Source organism: Pseudomonas danubii, from assembly GCF_042980055.1.
Classification (GTDB): domain Bacteria; phylum Pseudomonadota; class Gammaproteobacteria; order Pseudomonadales; family Pseudomonadaceae; genus Aquipseudomonas; species Aquipseudomonas danubii.
Window position 1 is genome coordinate 5,319,649 of the sequence record NZ_CP116502.1, and the last position, 14,120, is coordinate 5,333,768.

Below are 14,120 nucleotides of genomic sequence, written 5' to 3' on the forward strand. Positions count from 1 at the left end.
TCCTACACCAGCCCGCCATCACAGGCGACATTGTCTATGCTCTGTTGACACCCAACCGTGTCGAGGGATTTATGGACGATCCAAGCAGCGACAATCAGCCCCCAACCTTCCTGCAGATGCTGCAAAGCGTGCTGGCGGCCGCCTTCGGCGTACAAAGCGGGAAAAATCGCGCCCGGGACTTCAGTCACGGCAAACCCAGTCACTTCATCGTGCTGGGCATTCTCTTTACCACCCTGTTCGTGCTGGTGCTGCTGGGTATCGCCAACCTGGCGATGCACCTGGCGGGAGTCTGAAACGGCGTCAGTGCAGCAGCAGCTGCAAACTGAAGGGATAGCGGTAGCTGTCCGGCTTGCCTTGGGCGGACAGCCCGCGAAAATCGACCCGGGCACCGACCTGATCGCCCAGGCGCATTAGTTGCCGGGCCTGGTCACGGGTCAATGACTGGAACAGCGACAAATGCCAGTCCGGCCCTCCCAGACGTCGGGCATCGAGCCCCAGCGCATCATCATGCAGGGCCACCAGGGCCCAGCCGCCGCTGGTGAAATGTCCGGCCATCAGCACCGACAACTCCCCGTCGATCAATGCCTGCAAGGCTTCGGGCGAACTGTTGAGTCCACTGAACAGCAGATCGCGCCCCGGCTTGCGGCCCAACTCCCGGGCAGCCTGCATGGCCCCCAGAGCCATTTCGTCGTTAGCCGACCAGATCAGTTGCGTCTGTGGATAGCGCTGCAACAGCTGTTGTGCTTGTTCGTGCGCCCGCTGCCGGTTCCATTCGCCATACACGAGCTGGCGCAGACGCACCTGAGGATTTTCCGCCAGGGCCCGGTGCAGCCCTTGCTCGCGCAACTGCGCCGCCGGTGTGACTTTCACCCCGGAAAAGGCCAGCAAATCGATTGTTTGCCCGGCAGGCAAAGGGCCATGCTGGCGCAACAACTCCTTGAGCATCCGATAACCGGCCTCTTCATCGTTGCTCATCATGCTGCCGATCCAATCGGAGTAACTGCTGCGGCTTTGGCGAATCAACGCCCGCTGATCCTCGGTCAGTGGGCTGTTGACGATAAACAGCTTGACCCCGGAACCCTGAGACATGCGCAGGATCTGCGGAGCGACATACTGTTCGTTGACCAATATCAGGTAATCGGGCTTTTGCGCTCGCTGAAACAGCTCCCGAGCCTGATCGAGAGAGTTCTGGGGATTGCGTTCGCCATAGAGAATTTGCAGGTCCATGCCCAGATCCCGGGCGGCTGCCTGCATGAACCGCGAATAACTGACCCAGAAGGTTTCCGTTGAATTACCGGGGTTGAGAAACACCACCGACGTTGCTTGAGCCACCGCCCAGAACGGCAAACTCAGACATATCACCCACTTGCACAGAACCTTGAACATTGTGAAAAGAGCCCCTGGATTATCCCAGGCAGTATAACTGGCAAATTGCTGGCCAACGGCGGCAAATTGTCCTGATTGTCCGACAATTCGGGCTCTTCTTTTACCCTCGACTACTGGTGGCTGACCCAAAACACGGCCGTACCAACGACCAGTATGATCAGAAAGAGAATGGCCCAAGCATCAACGCTACTGTCACTTTTCCTTACTTTGGTTGGATGGCTCATAGCATCGCCTCTAGTAGATTTTGTCGGTGACTGCTCAAAGACACGACCACAGTTAAGACCAGGATTGTCCCCACCTCAAATGTGGATACTCATATACCCCTACCGTTAGTCGTTTTGGTTCTTTGCATATACTCAAACATCACTTTTGCGCATAACCACAAACTGGTATCGTTCGGCGGCTCCGACCGGAGTGCGCGGCCGTGCGCGCAGATTTGCTTACATGGGTGGGGTTGAGCGAGAACGAAGGCAGGACGAGGTGAAACCGGCGACAAGCCCCGGTCGACGCCAGTCGAAGCAACGTACCGAAGCCGTTCACCGCAGTATTTGCCAAGTGCGCTTTGGCGCCACCTGTAGCCTGAGAACTGGACCTATATGTACGTATACGACGAGTACGATCAGCGGATCATCGAGGACCGCGTCAAGCAGTTCCGTGATCAGACCCGACGCTATCTGGCAGGCGAGCTGAGCGAAGAGGAATTCCGTCCCCTGCGCCTGCAGAATGGCCTTTATATCCAACGTTTTGCCCCAATGCTGCGGGTAGCCGTGCCTTACGGCCAATTGACCTCGCGCCAGGCGCGGATGATGGCCAAGATCGCCCGCGACTACGACAAGGGCTATGCGCACATCAGCACCCGGCAAAACGTGCAGTTCAACTGGCCAGCCCTGGAAGACGTGCCGGACATCCTGGCCGAGCTGGCCACCGTGCAGATGCACGCCATCCAGACCAGCGGCAACTGCCTGCGTAACGTCACCACCGACCAGTTTGCCGGTGTCGCCGCCGACGAGTTGATCGACCCGCGCCCCTGGTGCGAGATCGTCCGTCAATGGACCACCTTCCACCCCGAATTCGCCTATCTGCCGCGCAAGTTCAAGATCGCCATCAACGGCTCGACTTCCGACCGCGCAGCCATCGAGGTCCACGACATTGGCCTGGAGCCGGTGTACAACGCTGCCGGCGAGCTGGGTTTCCGCGTGCTGGTCGGTGGCGGTCTGGGCCGTACCCCGGTGGTCGGCGCCTTCATCAACGAGTTCCTGCCCTGGCAGGACCTGTTGAGCTACCTCGACGCCATCCTGCGGGTCTACAACCGCTATGGCCGTCGTGACAATAAGTACAAGGCGCGGATCAAGATCCTGGTCAAGGCCCTGACGCCGGAAGTGTTCGCCGAGAAGGTCGAGGCGGAAATGGTCCACCTGCGCGGCGGCCAGACCACCCTGACCGAAGCCGAAGTGCACCGTGTGGCCAAGCACTTCGTCGACCCTGACTACAAGACCCTGAGCAACCAGGACAGCGAACTGGCTGCCCTGGATCAGCAGCACCCAGGTTTCGCCCGCTGGCGCGCACGCAATACCCTGGCCCATAAGAAGCCGGGTTATGTCGCCGTCACCCTGTCGCTCAAACCCACCGGCGTAGCGCCTGGGGATGTCACCGACAAGCAGTTCGACGCCATCGCCGATCTGGCCGACCGCTACAGCTTCGGCCAACTGCGCACGTCCCACGAGCAAAACGTGATTCTGGCGGACGTCGAGCAAAGCCAACTGTTCACCCTGTGGGGCGAGCTGCGTGAAAACGGCTTTGCCACGCCGAACATCGGCCTTTTGACCGACATCATCTGCTGCCCGGGCGGCGACTTCTGCTCCCTGGCCAACGCCAAGTCGATCCCGATCGCCGAATCCATCCAGCGCCGCTTCGACGACCTGGACTACCTGTTCGACATCGGCGAGCTGGACCTGAACATCTCCGGCTGCATGAACGCCTGTGGTCACCACCACGTGGGCCACATCGGCATCCTCGGTGTGGACAAGAAAGGCGAGGAGTTCTACCAGGTGTCCCTGGGCGGCAGCGCCAGCCGCGACGCCAGCCTGGGCAAGATCCTCGGCCCGTCCTTCGCCCAGGACGACATGCCCGACGTGATCTCGAAGCTGATCGACGTGTACGTGGAACAACGTACCGAAGACGAACGCTTCATCGACACCTATCAACGTATTGGCATCGACCTCTTCAAGGAGCGCGTCTATGCAGCGAATCATTAAGAACAACGAGGTCATCGACGAAACCTGGCACCTGCTGCCCAAGGACGCGACCCTCGACGGCATCTCCAACTGCGACGACCTGATCGTGCCGCTGGCCCTGTGGCGCGATCACGCCCATGCCCTCAAGGCTCGCGATGGCGGCCTGGGCGTGTGGCTGGATGCGGACGAAGAAGCCGAGGAGATCGGTGACGACGTCGAGCATTTCCAGGTGATTGCCCTGAACTTCCCGGCCTTTACCGATGGCCGCAACTACTCTAACGCCCGCCTGCTGCGTGACCGTTATGGCTACAAAGGCGAACTGCGAGCGATTGGCGACGTGTTGCGCGACCAGCTGTTTTACCTGCACCGCTGCGGCTTCGACGCCTACGCGCTGCGGGCCGACAAGGACCCCTACGAAGCCCTGGAAAGTCTCAAGGACTTCTCGGTGACCTACCAGGCCGCTACCGACGAACCGCTGCCGCTGTTCCGTCGCCGCTAAGCCCTGGCGCCAACAAAAAGCCCTGAACCGGTTTCCCGGTTCAGGGCTTTTTTGTACCTGCTTCCGACCCTGGCGCAAAAGCCCGCTTGCCGGCTTCTGCAAGTGAGGCTTACCAGAACCGCTGCTGGGTCAGGCGGCTCCACCAGGTCAGCAGCACGCGGTCGATGGAACCGCTGGCCGCCAGCCCGACACGCTCCTGCAAGCTCTTGCGCTCGGCATAGTGCAGGTGGAACACCTCGGCATTCTTGGCTTTGTCCGCCAGGTACTCATCGCTGGTTTTCAGCTCGTCCACCAGCAGCTTCTCCTGCGCCGCCACGCCCAACCAGACTTCACCGGTGGCCACTTCATCAATGGCCAATTGCGGGCGATAGCGGGACACGAAGTTCTTGAACAACTGATGGGTCACATCCAGGTCTTCCTGGAACTTCTCCCGGCCCTTCTCGGTGTTTTCGCCAAACACCGTCAGGGTGCGCTTGTACTCGCCGGCGGTGAGCACTTCAAAATCGATGTCGTGTTTCTTCAGCAGGCGGTTGACGTTGGGCAACTGGGCCACCACGCCGATGGAACCGAGGATGGCGAACGGCGCACTGATAATCTTCTCGCCGATGCACGCCATCATGTAGCCGCCGCTGGCCGCCACCTTGTCGATGCACACGGTCAAAGGCACCCCGGCCTGGCGAATACGCGCCAGTTGCGACGAGGCCAGGCCATAGCTGTGCACCATGCCGCCACCGCTTTCCAGACGCAGCACCACTTCATCCTTGGGCGTGGCCAGGCTCAGCAAGGCGGTGATCTCATGGCGCAGGCCTTCGGTCGCCGAAGCCTTGATATCGCCATTGAAGTCCAGCACGAACACCCGGGGCTTGGCCTCGGCCGGTTGTTTCTTCTGTTTCTTCTCGGTCTTGCCCTGGGCCTTGCGCAAGGCCTTGAGCTGATCCTTGTCCAGCAGGCTCTGCTCCAGGCGCTCGCGCAGGTCCTTGTAGAAATCATTCAGCTTGCTGACCTGCAACTGCCCGGTGCCTTTGCGGCGGCCCTTGCTGCGCAGCGCAGCGGCAGTGATCAGCACCACCAGGATGGCGACCACCAGGGTCACGGTCTTGGCCAGAAAACTGGCGTATTCGGCGAAAAACTCCACAGGGACTCCTCAAACATGAACCGCTGCCAACCAGCAGCGCAATGGGCTCAAGCATACCGGCGCGACCGGTCGGCCACCAGTCGCGAAACCTCGTGTTACGAGGCTCCAACAAGCATTTCAAACAAGCGTATGTTTTTTCATTGACAGCTCACTGGCATCCTCATAACCTCGCAAAACTTTCAACGTACCGGGACGACACGGACGTGGGCAGCATCTATTTGATTCGACATGGCCAAGCCTCTTTCGGTGCAGACGACTACGACGTGCTGTCTGCCACCGGCGTGCGCCAGGCTGCCGTGCTCGGCGAGCATCTGGCGGCGCTGGGCATCAGCTTTGATCGCTGCCTGTCCGGCGACCTGCGGCGCCAGCAGCACACCGCGCAGGCCGCGATGGAACAGATGAGCGCCGCCGGGCTTGACCACCCGCCATTGGAAATCGATTCAGCCTTCAACGAGTTCGACGCCGATGCCATCATCCGCGCCCTGCTCCCAGACCTGTTGCCCCAGGAACCCGAAGCCCTGAACATCCTGCGTAACGCCGCGCAGAACCGCGCCGAGTTCCAACGCATCTTCGCCCTGATCATCCAGCGCTGGCTGGCCGGCACCTACGATCCGCCCGGGCTGGAAAGCTGGCTGGGATTCGTCGAGCGCGTCCAGGGCGGTCTGCAGCGGATTCTCGAAGCAGCGGACAACCAGCACAAGATTGCCGTGTTCACCTCCGGCGGCACCATCACTGCCCTGCTGCACCTGATCACCCGGATACCTGCCCAGCAGGCGTTCGAACTGAATTGGCAAATCGTCAACACCTCGCTCAACCAGCTGAAGTTCCGCGGGCGCGAGGTGTCTTTGGCTTCCTTCAACGGTCATGCCCATCTGCAACTGTTGAAGGCTCCGGAGCTCATCACTTTCCGTTGAGCCCGGCTTACTGTGACCCTTGCTGTAACCACCCATAAAAGGATCGAACCATGACCTCCGTAGCTGACGCCGTACAAGCCATGCAAGCCAAGTTCAACCCAGCTGCCGCTGCCGGCCTGGACCTGGTTTTCGGTTTCCGCATCGATGATTCCAAGCATTTCTCGCTGGTCGTCAAGGACAGCACCTGTGAACTCAAGGAAGGCGAGAACCCAGACGCACAAGTCACCCTGGTGATGGACGGTGAAACCCTGGACGGTATCGTCAGCGGCGAAACCGACGGCATGCAAGCCTTCATGGGCGGCAAACTGCGCGCCGAAGGCGACATGATGCTGGCCATGAAACTGAGCGAGCTGTTCCCAGCCTAAGACCCGCAAGGTCCGGCTGTAGACAAATCCCGCCCCTGAGGCGGGATTTGTCGTTTCTGCATCACGCAACGCCTCTAGCCCGCCGCTTTGCCCTGGATCAATACCACTGGGCGGCTCAGTCTTCCGGCCGCACGCTTGATTGATCTCGGTCAGTTTGTGCCTCGCACCCCCCCTCTACTCTTGCGCCTCCATTGCGGCCAGGGACGGCACAGCCGGAGCCCTTTGCCACACCGCTATCACTCACGGAAGAGTCTGCTTATGCGATCACTGAAGATCATCCTGCTGTCCACCGCCTTCAACGGTCTGACCCAACGGGCCTGGCTCGACCTGCGCCAGGCCGGGCACCGCCCCAGCGTGGTGCTGTTCACCGGTGAAGAAGAGGTCTGCCGGCAGATCGAAGAAGCCGAGGCCGACCTGGTGATCTGCCCGTTCCTCAAGGACCGGGTACCGCAGCAGCTGTGGAGCAACGCCAAGCGTCCGGTGGTGATCATCCACCCAGGCATCGTCGGCGACCGTGGTGCCAGCGCCCTGGACTGGGCCATCAGCAAGGAGCTCAAGCGCTGGGGCGTCACCGCGTTGCAGGCGGTGGAAGAAATGGACGCCGGGCCAATCTGGTCGACCCATGAATTCAACCTGCCCAGCGGACTGCGCAAATCCGAGCTGTACAACGGCCTGGTCAGCGACGCCGCCATCCATTGCATCCGCGACGTGGTGGAAAAATTCCGCAACGGCTTCCGTCCTGAGCCCCTGGACTACGACAACCCCGCGGTGCTTGGCCGCCTGCAACCGAACATGAAGCAGTGCGACCGCACCTTCAGCTGGCACGACAGCGCGCAGTTCATCAAGCGCAGCATCGACGCCGCTGATGGCCAGCCCGGCGTCCTGGCCAGCCTCGCCGGCGGCCAGTACTACGTCTACGACGCCCACCTGGATTCACGCACCGGCATGCCCGGGCAACTGCTGGCGGTGCACGACGATGCGGTGCTGGTGGCCTGCGGTGATCACAGCCTGTGGATCGGCTCCCTGCGCCTCAAGCCCCAGCCCGGCGAGGAAACCTTCAAGCGCCCGGCGCGCCACGTACTCGGCGAACGCCTGGCCGATGTACCGGTGCTGGACTGGTCGGTATCCAGCAGCCCGTTCAGCACCGAAGCCTACCAACCGATCCGCTACCGCGAGTCCGGCCGAGTCGGTGAGCTGACCTTCGAGTTCTACAACGGCGCCATGAGCACTGAGCAATGCCAGCGCCTGGTCAGCGCCCTGCGTTGGGCCAAGGCCCGGGACACCCAGGTGCTGCTGGTACGCGGCGGCCGCGGCGCCTTCAGCAACGGCGTGCACCTGAACGTGATCCAGGCCGCCGAAGTGCCGGGCCTGGAAGCCTGGGCCAATATCCAGGCCATCGACGATGTCTGCCTGGAACTGCTCACCGCCCGCCAACTGGTGGTCAGCGGCCTGACCGGCAATGCCGGCGCTGGCGGCCTGATGCTGGCCCTGGCGGCGGACGTGGTCCTGGCCCGCGCCGACACCGTGTACAACCCGCACTACAAGAGCATGGGCCTGTACGGCTCCGAGTACTGGACCTACAGCCTGCCCCGCGCCGTCGGCCAGGCCATGGCCAAGCAACTGACCGAAGCCTGCCTGCCCATCAGCGCCCTCCAGGCCCTGCAGATGGGCATGGTCCAGGAGATCGGCCCGCGCTGCCCGGACGAGTTCGGCCTGTGGCTGCTGCAACGGGCCAATGGTGTCCTCACCGACCCGCGCTACCAGCACCTGCGCCAGCGCAAGCTGGATGCCGACCCACAGTTGATGCAGCACTGCCGCAACGCCGAGCTGGAAGAGATGCACATGGACATGGTGCAAAACCGCAAGGGCTTCGCCGAGAAGTGCAGCAACTTCGTCTACAAGCGCAAGACCTGCTGCACACCAGAGCGACTGATCGAGGCCTGGGCCAAGCCCCAGGACATCGCCCTGGTGGGCTGATTCACCGCCTGAGCGGCAGGCTTTCAAAGCACCGCCAGGCCACGTACCATTCGCCGCCTTTTGTTGCCGCCCCCCAGGGGCGGCAATCGTTTGCAAGGAGGCGAGCATGCAAGACATTCCAGGCCACGCCACGTGGCGCAGCATCGAAGCACAAACCCAGGGCTGGTCCAGCGATCGAATCTTTCATATCGTCGACGAACAAGGCCAACACCTGCTGTTGCGCACCAACGATTCATCCCAATACGTCAACAAACGCGACGAGTTCCAGTGGACCCAGCATCTGGCGGCAAAGGGCATCGCCATGTCCCAACCCTTGGACTTCGGTCTGTTTGATTCAGGACGCCAGGTTTACTCGTTGTTGTCGTGGATCGAAGGCAAGGATGGCGCGCAATGGGTTGCCGAGCAGCCTGCCGCCGCCTGTTATGAGCTTGGCCTGCAAGCCGGTCAAATACTCCAGCAGATCCACAGCGTTGCTGCGCCTGAGGGCACTGAAAACGCCGAACAGCAGATGCGAGCCATCTACCGTAAAAAGCTCGAACAGTACCGGAGCTGTGGCCACAAGGTGGCCCATGAGCAAGACTTCCTGCAGTTTCTCGAACAGCACTTTCATCTGCTGGCGGACACGCCGCTGGTGTTTCTCCACGGTGACTATCACCTGAACAACATGATCGTGGGCGCCGATGACCAGTTGTCGATCATCGACTTCAACCGCTGCCGTTTCGGAGATCCGGCGCGGGACTTCAATCGGCTGGCGCTGTTTTCCTGCAACCTCAGCAGCGACTTCGCCCGCGGCCAGATCGACGGCTACTGTGCAGGCCATCCCGAGCCGGTTTTTCTCACCCGCATGGCCTTCTACGCCGCGTTTGACAGCTTCTTCAGCGTGCTCTGGGCCATGGCCTTCGGCGAGCAGGAAATCCACGCCAGCCTGCAACGCACACAAAAGGTCTGGGAAGACTTCGCCGGTTTTTCCCGGGATGTGCCTCATTGGTATTGCTGATAGGCGACGCAGCTCGTGCTGCAATTCCCCACGCGCGCCATTGCGTGCTGCAACGATTGCCGTGCCGCCCGAAGCAGAGTTGTGGACTAGAAGACACTGCTAAAAAATCTAAGGAAAGACTGTGAACGCCAAGGTTAAAGAAACAGAAAAAAAACTTGAAAGCACCGATAAACGCCGGATTACCTGGGGGCTTAACAGCTCGCTCATCCTGGCAATCAGCACACCGTTCTTTTATTTGAACGGCAAGGCCTTTCACGACGGTTATCTCAGCTACTTCAAGCTGGCACCCTCAATGTTTCCTCTGGACACCTCCGCCACCTTCGTAACAGCCGTGATGGCCTGGCTTTACGCCATGAACAACGGCCTGGGGAGTATCCTCGGGATCATAGGACAACATTGGCAGCGGACCTTACTCATTGGCCTGGGCCTCATCCTGACCCTGGCTGCATTCAACTACCTGATCAAGTGGCTCGGGCACAAGATCGACGAAAAAAGCTCGCACAGTCCCCAACGGCAGCCGAACACCCAAGCACTTTCATTTCTCAAAGAGTTAGAAAGATCTGCGCTGTACGTATTCATTCCATCCTATGGCCTGCTTTTAATCATGCTGATCATTTCGGTGATCTTGATAACCACCCTCAAGCCCTTTGTCTTGCTCGGAAAGGAAACCGCGGCCGAGGATCTGAAAAACGGCTTCAAAGACTCACCCCAAGTGACCGTCAACGACCCGGATGGGCATAAGGGCACTTACCGGGTCATGCAGTGCTCGGCATCCTTCTGTGCGCTCTACGCCGATGGCAAGGCGATCACGGTTCCGATCGCCACGCTGAATTGGGTGGTGTCCGATGTCGCGGAAAAACTGAAGGCGCAGCCAGGGAACTGAAACCCGCCACAGCGCAAGCCTCGGCTTCGACTGAGGCCCCGCATTGAACCTGTGGCGCGCTTGATCCACACTCGCGCTCCTGAGTCCTACAGCAAACTCAGAAAGTCCTGTCCTGCCAGTGCCTTGTCCCGTTCTGGAGCGCATGCCTATAGTCCCGGGTCGTCCTGATGACGAACGGGTTTGGCGACCCGGTGAATGGAACGAAGCAAGGTTCTGACAGATGAGTCAGGGACTTTGTTAGCGCATGACCGCTTGATGGCGGCTGTGCGTGGGAGACCTTAGGGTCTGTCGGTTCATCCATTCCCGGCTCGCCAACCCGCGTACAGCTGCCACCCTTTTGTTTGGCGACGAATGAGTAGCGGCGCTCACCCCTGAATGGAGTTGGACTCATGAATCGCTACATGCCGATCACCGGCCACGACTGCACCATCCCTTCCCTGCTGATCGATACCCAGGCCCCTGCCGATGTGCTGTACGAAGCGGCCGCCTATCGCATCCGCGCCGTCACTCAACTGCTGGAAAACTTCGCCGCACGCCCCGACATCCCCGGCGATGCCGTGGTGCTGCAAGAGCTGGCATTGGTTTGCGCCATTCCGCTGCGCGATGGCTGCGATGTACTGGATGTGCTGGGCCGCCAGTTGCAAGCACAGCGCCCTTGACCCCGCGCCGGCTTGCCGGCGAAGAGGCAAGGAAACACGCCGCCCCAGTGCTCACAAAAACGCAACACCACACTGCGTCCTTTGTGATGGTTGGGCTAAGGTGCAAGCGCTACAGTCGGGTCATCAGCAACCCGACTGACGCCCGACACAAGGATGCGTTCGATGACTGATTTGCACGATCTATCCACCACCCAGCTGCTGGCGCAATTCGCCAGCCGCACCCTCTCGCCACTGGACTATTACGAGCACCTGCTGGCCCATATCGGGCGCTGGGAGCCGCATATCCGTGCGCTCTACGCCTTCGATCCGGAGCAGGTACGCCAGCAGGCCCGGGCCGCCACCGAGCGCTGGAACAAGGGCACCCCCAACGGTCCGCTGGACGGGATTCCGGTGACAATCAAGGAGCTGATCGCCACCCAAGGCACGCCGATTCCCCTGGGCAGCGCGGCCACCACATTGAAACCAGCCCTGCAGGACGCGCCACCGGCCGCGCGGATGCGTGAAGCCGGAGCGATCATCCTGGCCAAGACCACGGTGCCGGACTTCGGCATGTTGTCCTCGGGGCTGTCGAGCTTCCACGGCATTACCCGCAACCCCTGGAACACCGCCTGCAATACCGGCGGCTCCAGTTCCGGAGCCGCGGCCGCTGCGGCCGCCGGTTATGGACCGCTGCACATTGGCACCGACATCGGCGGCTCGGTGCGCCTGCCGGCCGCCTGGTGCGGGCTGGTGGGGTTCAAGCCGACCCTGGGGCGGATTCCCATCGACCCGTATTACACCGGGCGTTGCGCAGGCCCCATGACCCGCAGCGTCGAAGACGCGGTGCTGATGATGCGCTACCTGGCCAAGCCCGATGCCCGGGACGCCACCAGCCTGCCGCCCTTGACCGGCGACTGGAGCGATGCGCCGGTGTCGGTCAACGGTTTGAAGATCGGCCTGATGCTGGAACCCGGCGCGGGGCTGCAACCGGAAGGCTTTGTCTGCGCAGCAGTGGAACAGGCCGCGCGGTTGTTCGAGAGCCACGGCGCCCAGGTCCGCAGCCTGGCGCCGATCATGGATCGCGCCCAACTGGACGGCCTGGACCGTTTCTGGCGTGCCCGGCAATGGGCTGAACTCTCGGCCCTGGGTGCCGAGCAGTTCGCCAAGGTGCTGCCCTATATCCGCGACTGGGCAGCGCCGGGGGCCGACCTGTCCGGGGTCGAGGCGGTGCTGGGTTTCAACCAGACCTTCGAGATGCGCCGCCGCGCCGCCCAGGTGTTCAGCGAGTTCGACCTGGTGCTGTCGCCGACCAACCAGGTCAACCGTTTTCCCGCCGAGTGGCCGTCGCCGAGCAACGACCCGCAACAGCCGTTCGAGCACATCGTCTTCACCCTGCCCTGGAACATGGGCGAACAACCGGCGCTGTCGATCAACTGCGGTTTCGCCGCCGATGGCCTGCCCATCGGCCTGCAGATGATCGCCCCGCGCTTTGCCGATCAATGGCTGCTGCAAGTGGCCAAGACCTATGAGAGCTGGCGCGGAGCAATCCACAGCTGGCCGAATCCGCCGTCCCACTGACACACCGAAACTGCCACCTTCACCCCAGCCCCGGGCCCCGCCGCCCGGGGCCTGGGCAACCTATGAATAAAAATTCGAGGGGCCAGTATGCACAGCCAAGCGTCCAATCCATCCGCCACACCCGAGCCCGAAACGCCCAACGCGGCGGGGGGCAAGCGCAGCGTGTTCGCGGTGATCCTCGGCAACGCCGTGGAGTTCTTCGATTTCGGGGTCTACGCCACCTTTGCGGTGATGATCGGCCACACCTTCTTTCCCTCCGACAGCGCCTTTGTCAGCCTGATGCTGTCGGTCACCGCCTTCGGTGTTGGGTTTATCGTGCGGCCCCTGGGGGCCGTGCTGATCGGCGCCTACGCCGACCGCGTCGGGCGCAAGCCGGCGATGCTCCTGACCCTGGTGATGATGGCCGTGGGCACCGGCAGCATCGCCATCCTGCCCAGCTACGAGAGCATTGGCATCGCCGCGCCGATCCTGCTGGTAATCACCCGGCTGATCCAGGGCCTGGCCTGGGGCGGCGAGGCCGGCCCCGCCACCACCTACATCCTTGAAGCCGCACCTCCGCACAAGCGCGGCACCTATGCCTGCTGGCAGGTGGTGGCCCAGGGCGTGGCCGCCATGGCCGCCGGCACCGTGGGCTACACCCTGACCCAGGTGCTGTCCCCCGAGGACCTCAACACCTGGGGCTGGCGCGTGCCCTTCGTGTTCGGCCTGCTGGTGCTGCCAATCGGCATCTACATTCGCCGCAACCTGGCGGAAACCTTCCACGGCCAGGGCGAAGAGGCCAGCACCGGCAGCCTGGTGCGCCAGGTGTTCGGCGAGCATCGCCGGGCCCTGGTGCTGGGGCTGCTGATTCTGTCGGGCAGCACCATCACCCAGTACTTCATCAACTACATGACCACCTTCGCCCTCACCGAACTGAAACTGCCCACCAGCATCTCCATGCTCTCGACCCTGGTGGCCGGCGCGGCGATGGCGGTGTGCGCGATTGCCGGCGGCATGCTCTGCGACCGCTTCGGCCGCCGCACCATCCTCATGGCGCCAAGAGTGGTGCTGTTGCTGGTGCTGTTCCCGGCCTTGCAATTGATGACCGAGCATCCCAGCCCGGCGACGTTCCTGCTGACCCTGGCGGTGCTCTCCGGCTTGCACGGCATGAGCGGCGCGGCGCTGATCGTGCTGCTGGTGGAGAGTTTTCCCAAGGCGGTGCGCTCCACCGGTTTCTCCATCGTCTACGCCTTTGGCGTGGCGGCCTTCGGCGGCACCGCGCAGATCATCATCACCTGGCTGATCGGCACCACCGGCAACCCGATGTCACCGGTGGGCTACCTGCTGGTGGCCAACCTGGTGTGCCTGACCGCGGCCTGGTTCGCCAAGGAAACCCGCCCACAAACACCCGGGCGCAGCCACCCCGGCCAACGGCTCGCAGAAGCCCGCGCCCGCTGATCCCGCTTGGCACTGCCCAGCACTCTTTTGCGCCACCGCGTTTTTCTCTACCCTGCCGGCCGCGCACAGCCGCGGTC

At 62.0% G+C, this 14,120-nt stretch carries 13 protein-coding genes; 11 read left to right on the forward strand and 2 right to left on the reverse strand.

Translation table 11 applies throughout. From position 1 onward, the window contains the following. The first annotated feature begins 71 nt into the window (after positions 1-71). Entirely contained in the window at positions 72-293 is a 222-nt protein-coding gene (locus PFZ56_RS23950; protein WP_102864877.1) for a DUF2970 domain-containing protein, read from the forward strand. Positions 294-300: 7 nt separating this feature from the next. On the opposite strand, the gene PFZ56_RS23955 is transcribed toward PFZ56_RS23950, so the two are convergent. After that, on the reverse strand, positions 301-1,386 hold the full coding sequence (locus PFZ56_RS23955; RefSeq protein ID WP_170003515.1) for an ABC transporter substrate-binding protein: 1,086 nt from the start codon (positions 1,384-1,386) through the stop codon (positions 301-303). Positions 1,387-1,982: 596 nt separating this feature from the next. On the opposite strand from PFZ56_RS23955, the gene PFZ56_RS23960 reads away from it, so the two are divergent. Next, positions 1,983-3,641, forward strand: coding sequence for a nitrite/sulfite reductase (locus tag PFZ56_RS23960; RefSeq protein ID WP_102881556.1), 1,659 nt, complete (start codon positions 1,983-1,985; stop codon positions 3,639-3,641). Then, positions 3,625-4,119, forward strand: coding sequence for a DUF934 domain-containing protein (locus tag PFZ56_RS23965; protein WP_016966421.1), 495 nt, complete (start codon positions 3,625-3,627; stop codon positions 4,117-4,119). Before PFZ56_RS23960 ends, PFZ56_RS23965 begins: the two co-directional genes overlap by 17 nt. 109 nt (positions 4,120-4,228) lie before the next feature. Here the strand turns inward: PFZ56_RS23965 and sohB are convergent, their stop codons facing one another. Continuing rightward, complete coding sequence (sohB, locus tag PFZ56_RS23970; protein ID WP_102864875.1) at positions 4,229-5,254, reverse strand: protease SohB; 1,026 nt, start codon at positions 5,252-5,254, stop codon at positions 4,229-4,231. Positions 5,255-5,457: 203 nt separating this feature from the next. On the opposite strand from sohB, the gene PFZ56_RS23975 reads away from it, so the two are divergent. The 8 genes from PFZ56_RS23975 to PFZ56_RS24010 all read left to right on the forward strand — a co-directional run bounded on the left by PFZ56_RS23975 (position 5,458) and on the right by PFZ56_RS24010 (position 14,043). Continuing rightward, positions 5,458-6,168: a histidine phosphatase family protein gene (locus PFZ56_RS23975; RefSeq protein ID WP_170003517.1), complete on the forward strand. Its 711-nt coding sequence runs from the start codon at positions 5,458-5,460 to the stop codon at positions 6,166-6,168. Between the two features lie 50 nt (positions 6,169-6,218). Continuing rightward, positions 6,219-6,533, forward strand: a complete 315-nt coding sequence (locus PFZ56_RS23980; protein ID WP_011061945.1) for an SCP2 sterol-binding domain-containing protein — start codon at positions 6,219-6,221, stop codon at positions 6,531-6,533. Between the two features lie 258 nt (positions 6,534-6,791). Continuing rightward, positions 6,792-8,510, forward strand: coding sequence for a hydrogenase maturation protein (locus tag PFZ56_RS23985; protein ID WP_102881559.1), 1,719 nt, complete (start codon positions 6,792-6,794; stop codon positions 8,508-8,510). A gap of 106 nt (positions 8,511-8,616) precedes the next feature. After that, positions 8,617-9,507, forward strand: coding sequence for an aminoglycoside phosphotransferase family protein (locus tag PFZ56_RS23990; protein ID WP_102881560.1), 891 nt, complete (start codon positions 8,617-8,619; stop codon positions 9,505-9,507). Between the two features lie 121 nt (positions 9,508-9,628). Further along, positions 9,629-10,390 carry a hypothetical protein gene (locus tag PFZ56_RS23995; RefSeq protein ID WP_170003521.1) on the forward strand — a complete coding sequence of 254 codons (762 nt, stop codon included), beginning with the start codon at positions 9,629-9,631 and terminating at the stop codon, positions 10,388-10,390. Positions 10,391-10,779: 389 nt separating this feature from the next. Next, the gene (locus PFZ56_RS24000) at positions 10,780-11,049 is read left to right on the forward strand and encodes a hypothetical protein (RefSeq protein WP_102881562.1); all 270 of its coding nucleotides are present in this window, start codon (positions 10,780-10,782) and stop codon (positions 11,047-11,049) included. A 162-nt stretch (positions 11,050-11,211) separates the two neighbouring features. Continuing rightward, complete coding sequence (locus PFZ56_RS24005) at positions 11,212-12,606, forward strand: amidase (RefSeq protein WP_170003523.1); 1,395 nt, start codon at positions 11,212-11,214, stop codon at positions 12,604-12,606. An 87-nt stretch (positions 12,607-12,693) separates the two neighbouring features. Continuing rightward, positions 12,694-14,043: a citrate-proton symporter gene (locus PFZ56_RS24010; protein WP_102881564.1), complete on the forward strand. Its 1,350-nt coding sequence runs from the start codon at positions 12,694-12,696 to the stop codon at positions 14,041-14,043. Positions 14,044-14,120 lie beyond the last annotated feature (77 nt).

Bases quoted from the DNA above. Each gene is read 5' to 3' on its own strand.
- PFZ56_RS23990 (WP_102881560.1), top strand. From the start codon at position 8,617: ATGCAAGACATTCCAGGCCACGCCACGTGGCGCAGCATCGAAGCACAA.
- PFZ56_RS23985 (WP_102881559.1), top strand. From the start codon at position 6,792: ATGCGATCACTGAAGATCATCCTGCTGTCCACCGCCTTCAACGGTCTG.
- PFZ56_RS24010 (WP_102881564.1), top strand. From the start codon at position 12,694: ATGCACAGCCAAGCGTCCAATCCATCCGCCACACCCGAGCCCGAAACG.
- PFZ56_RS24005 (WP_170003523.1), top strand. From the start codon at position 11,212: ATGACTGATTTGCACGATCTATCCACCACCCAGCTGCTGGCGCAATTC.
- PFZ56_RS24000 (WP_102881562.1), top strand. From the start codon at position 10,780: ATGAATCGCTACATGCCGATCACCGGCCACGACTGCACCATCCCTTCC.
- PFZ56_RS23955 (WP_170003515.1), bottom strand. From the start codon at position 1,386: ATGTTCAAGGTTCTGTGCAAGTGGGTGATATGTCTGAGTTTGCCGTTC.
- PFZ56_RS23965 (WP_016966421.1), top strand. From the start codon at position 3,625: ATGCAGCGAATCATTAAGAACAACGAGGTCATCGACGAAACCTGGCAC.
- PFZ56_RS23960 (WP_102881556.1), top strand. From the start codon at position 1,983: ATGTACGTATACGACGAGTACGATCAGCGGATCATCGAGGACCGCGTC.
- PFZ56_RS23980 (WP_011061945.1), top strand. From the start codon at position 6,219: ATGACCTCCGTAGCTGACGCCGTACAAGCCATGCAAGCCAAGTTCAAC.
- PFZ56_RS23950 (WP_102864877.1), top strand. From the start codon at position 72: ATGGACGATCCAAGCAGCGACAATCAGCCCCCAACCTTCCTGCAGATG.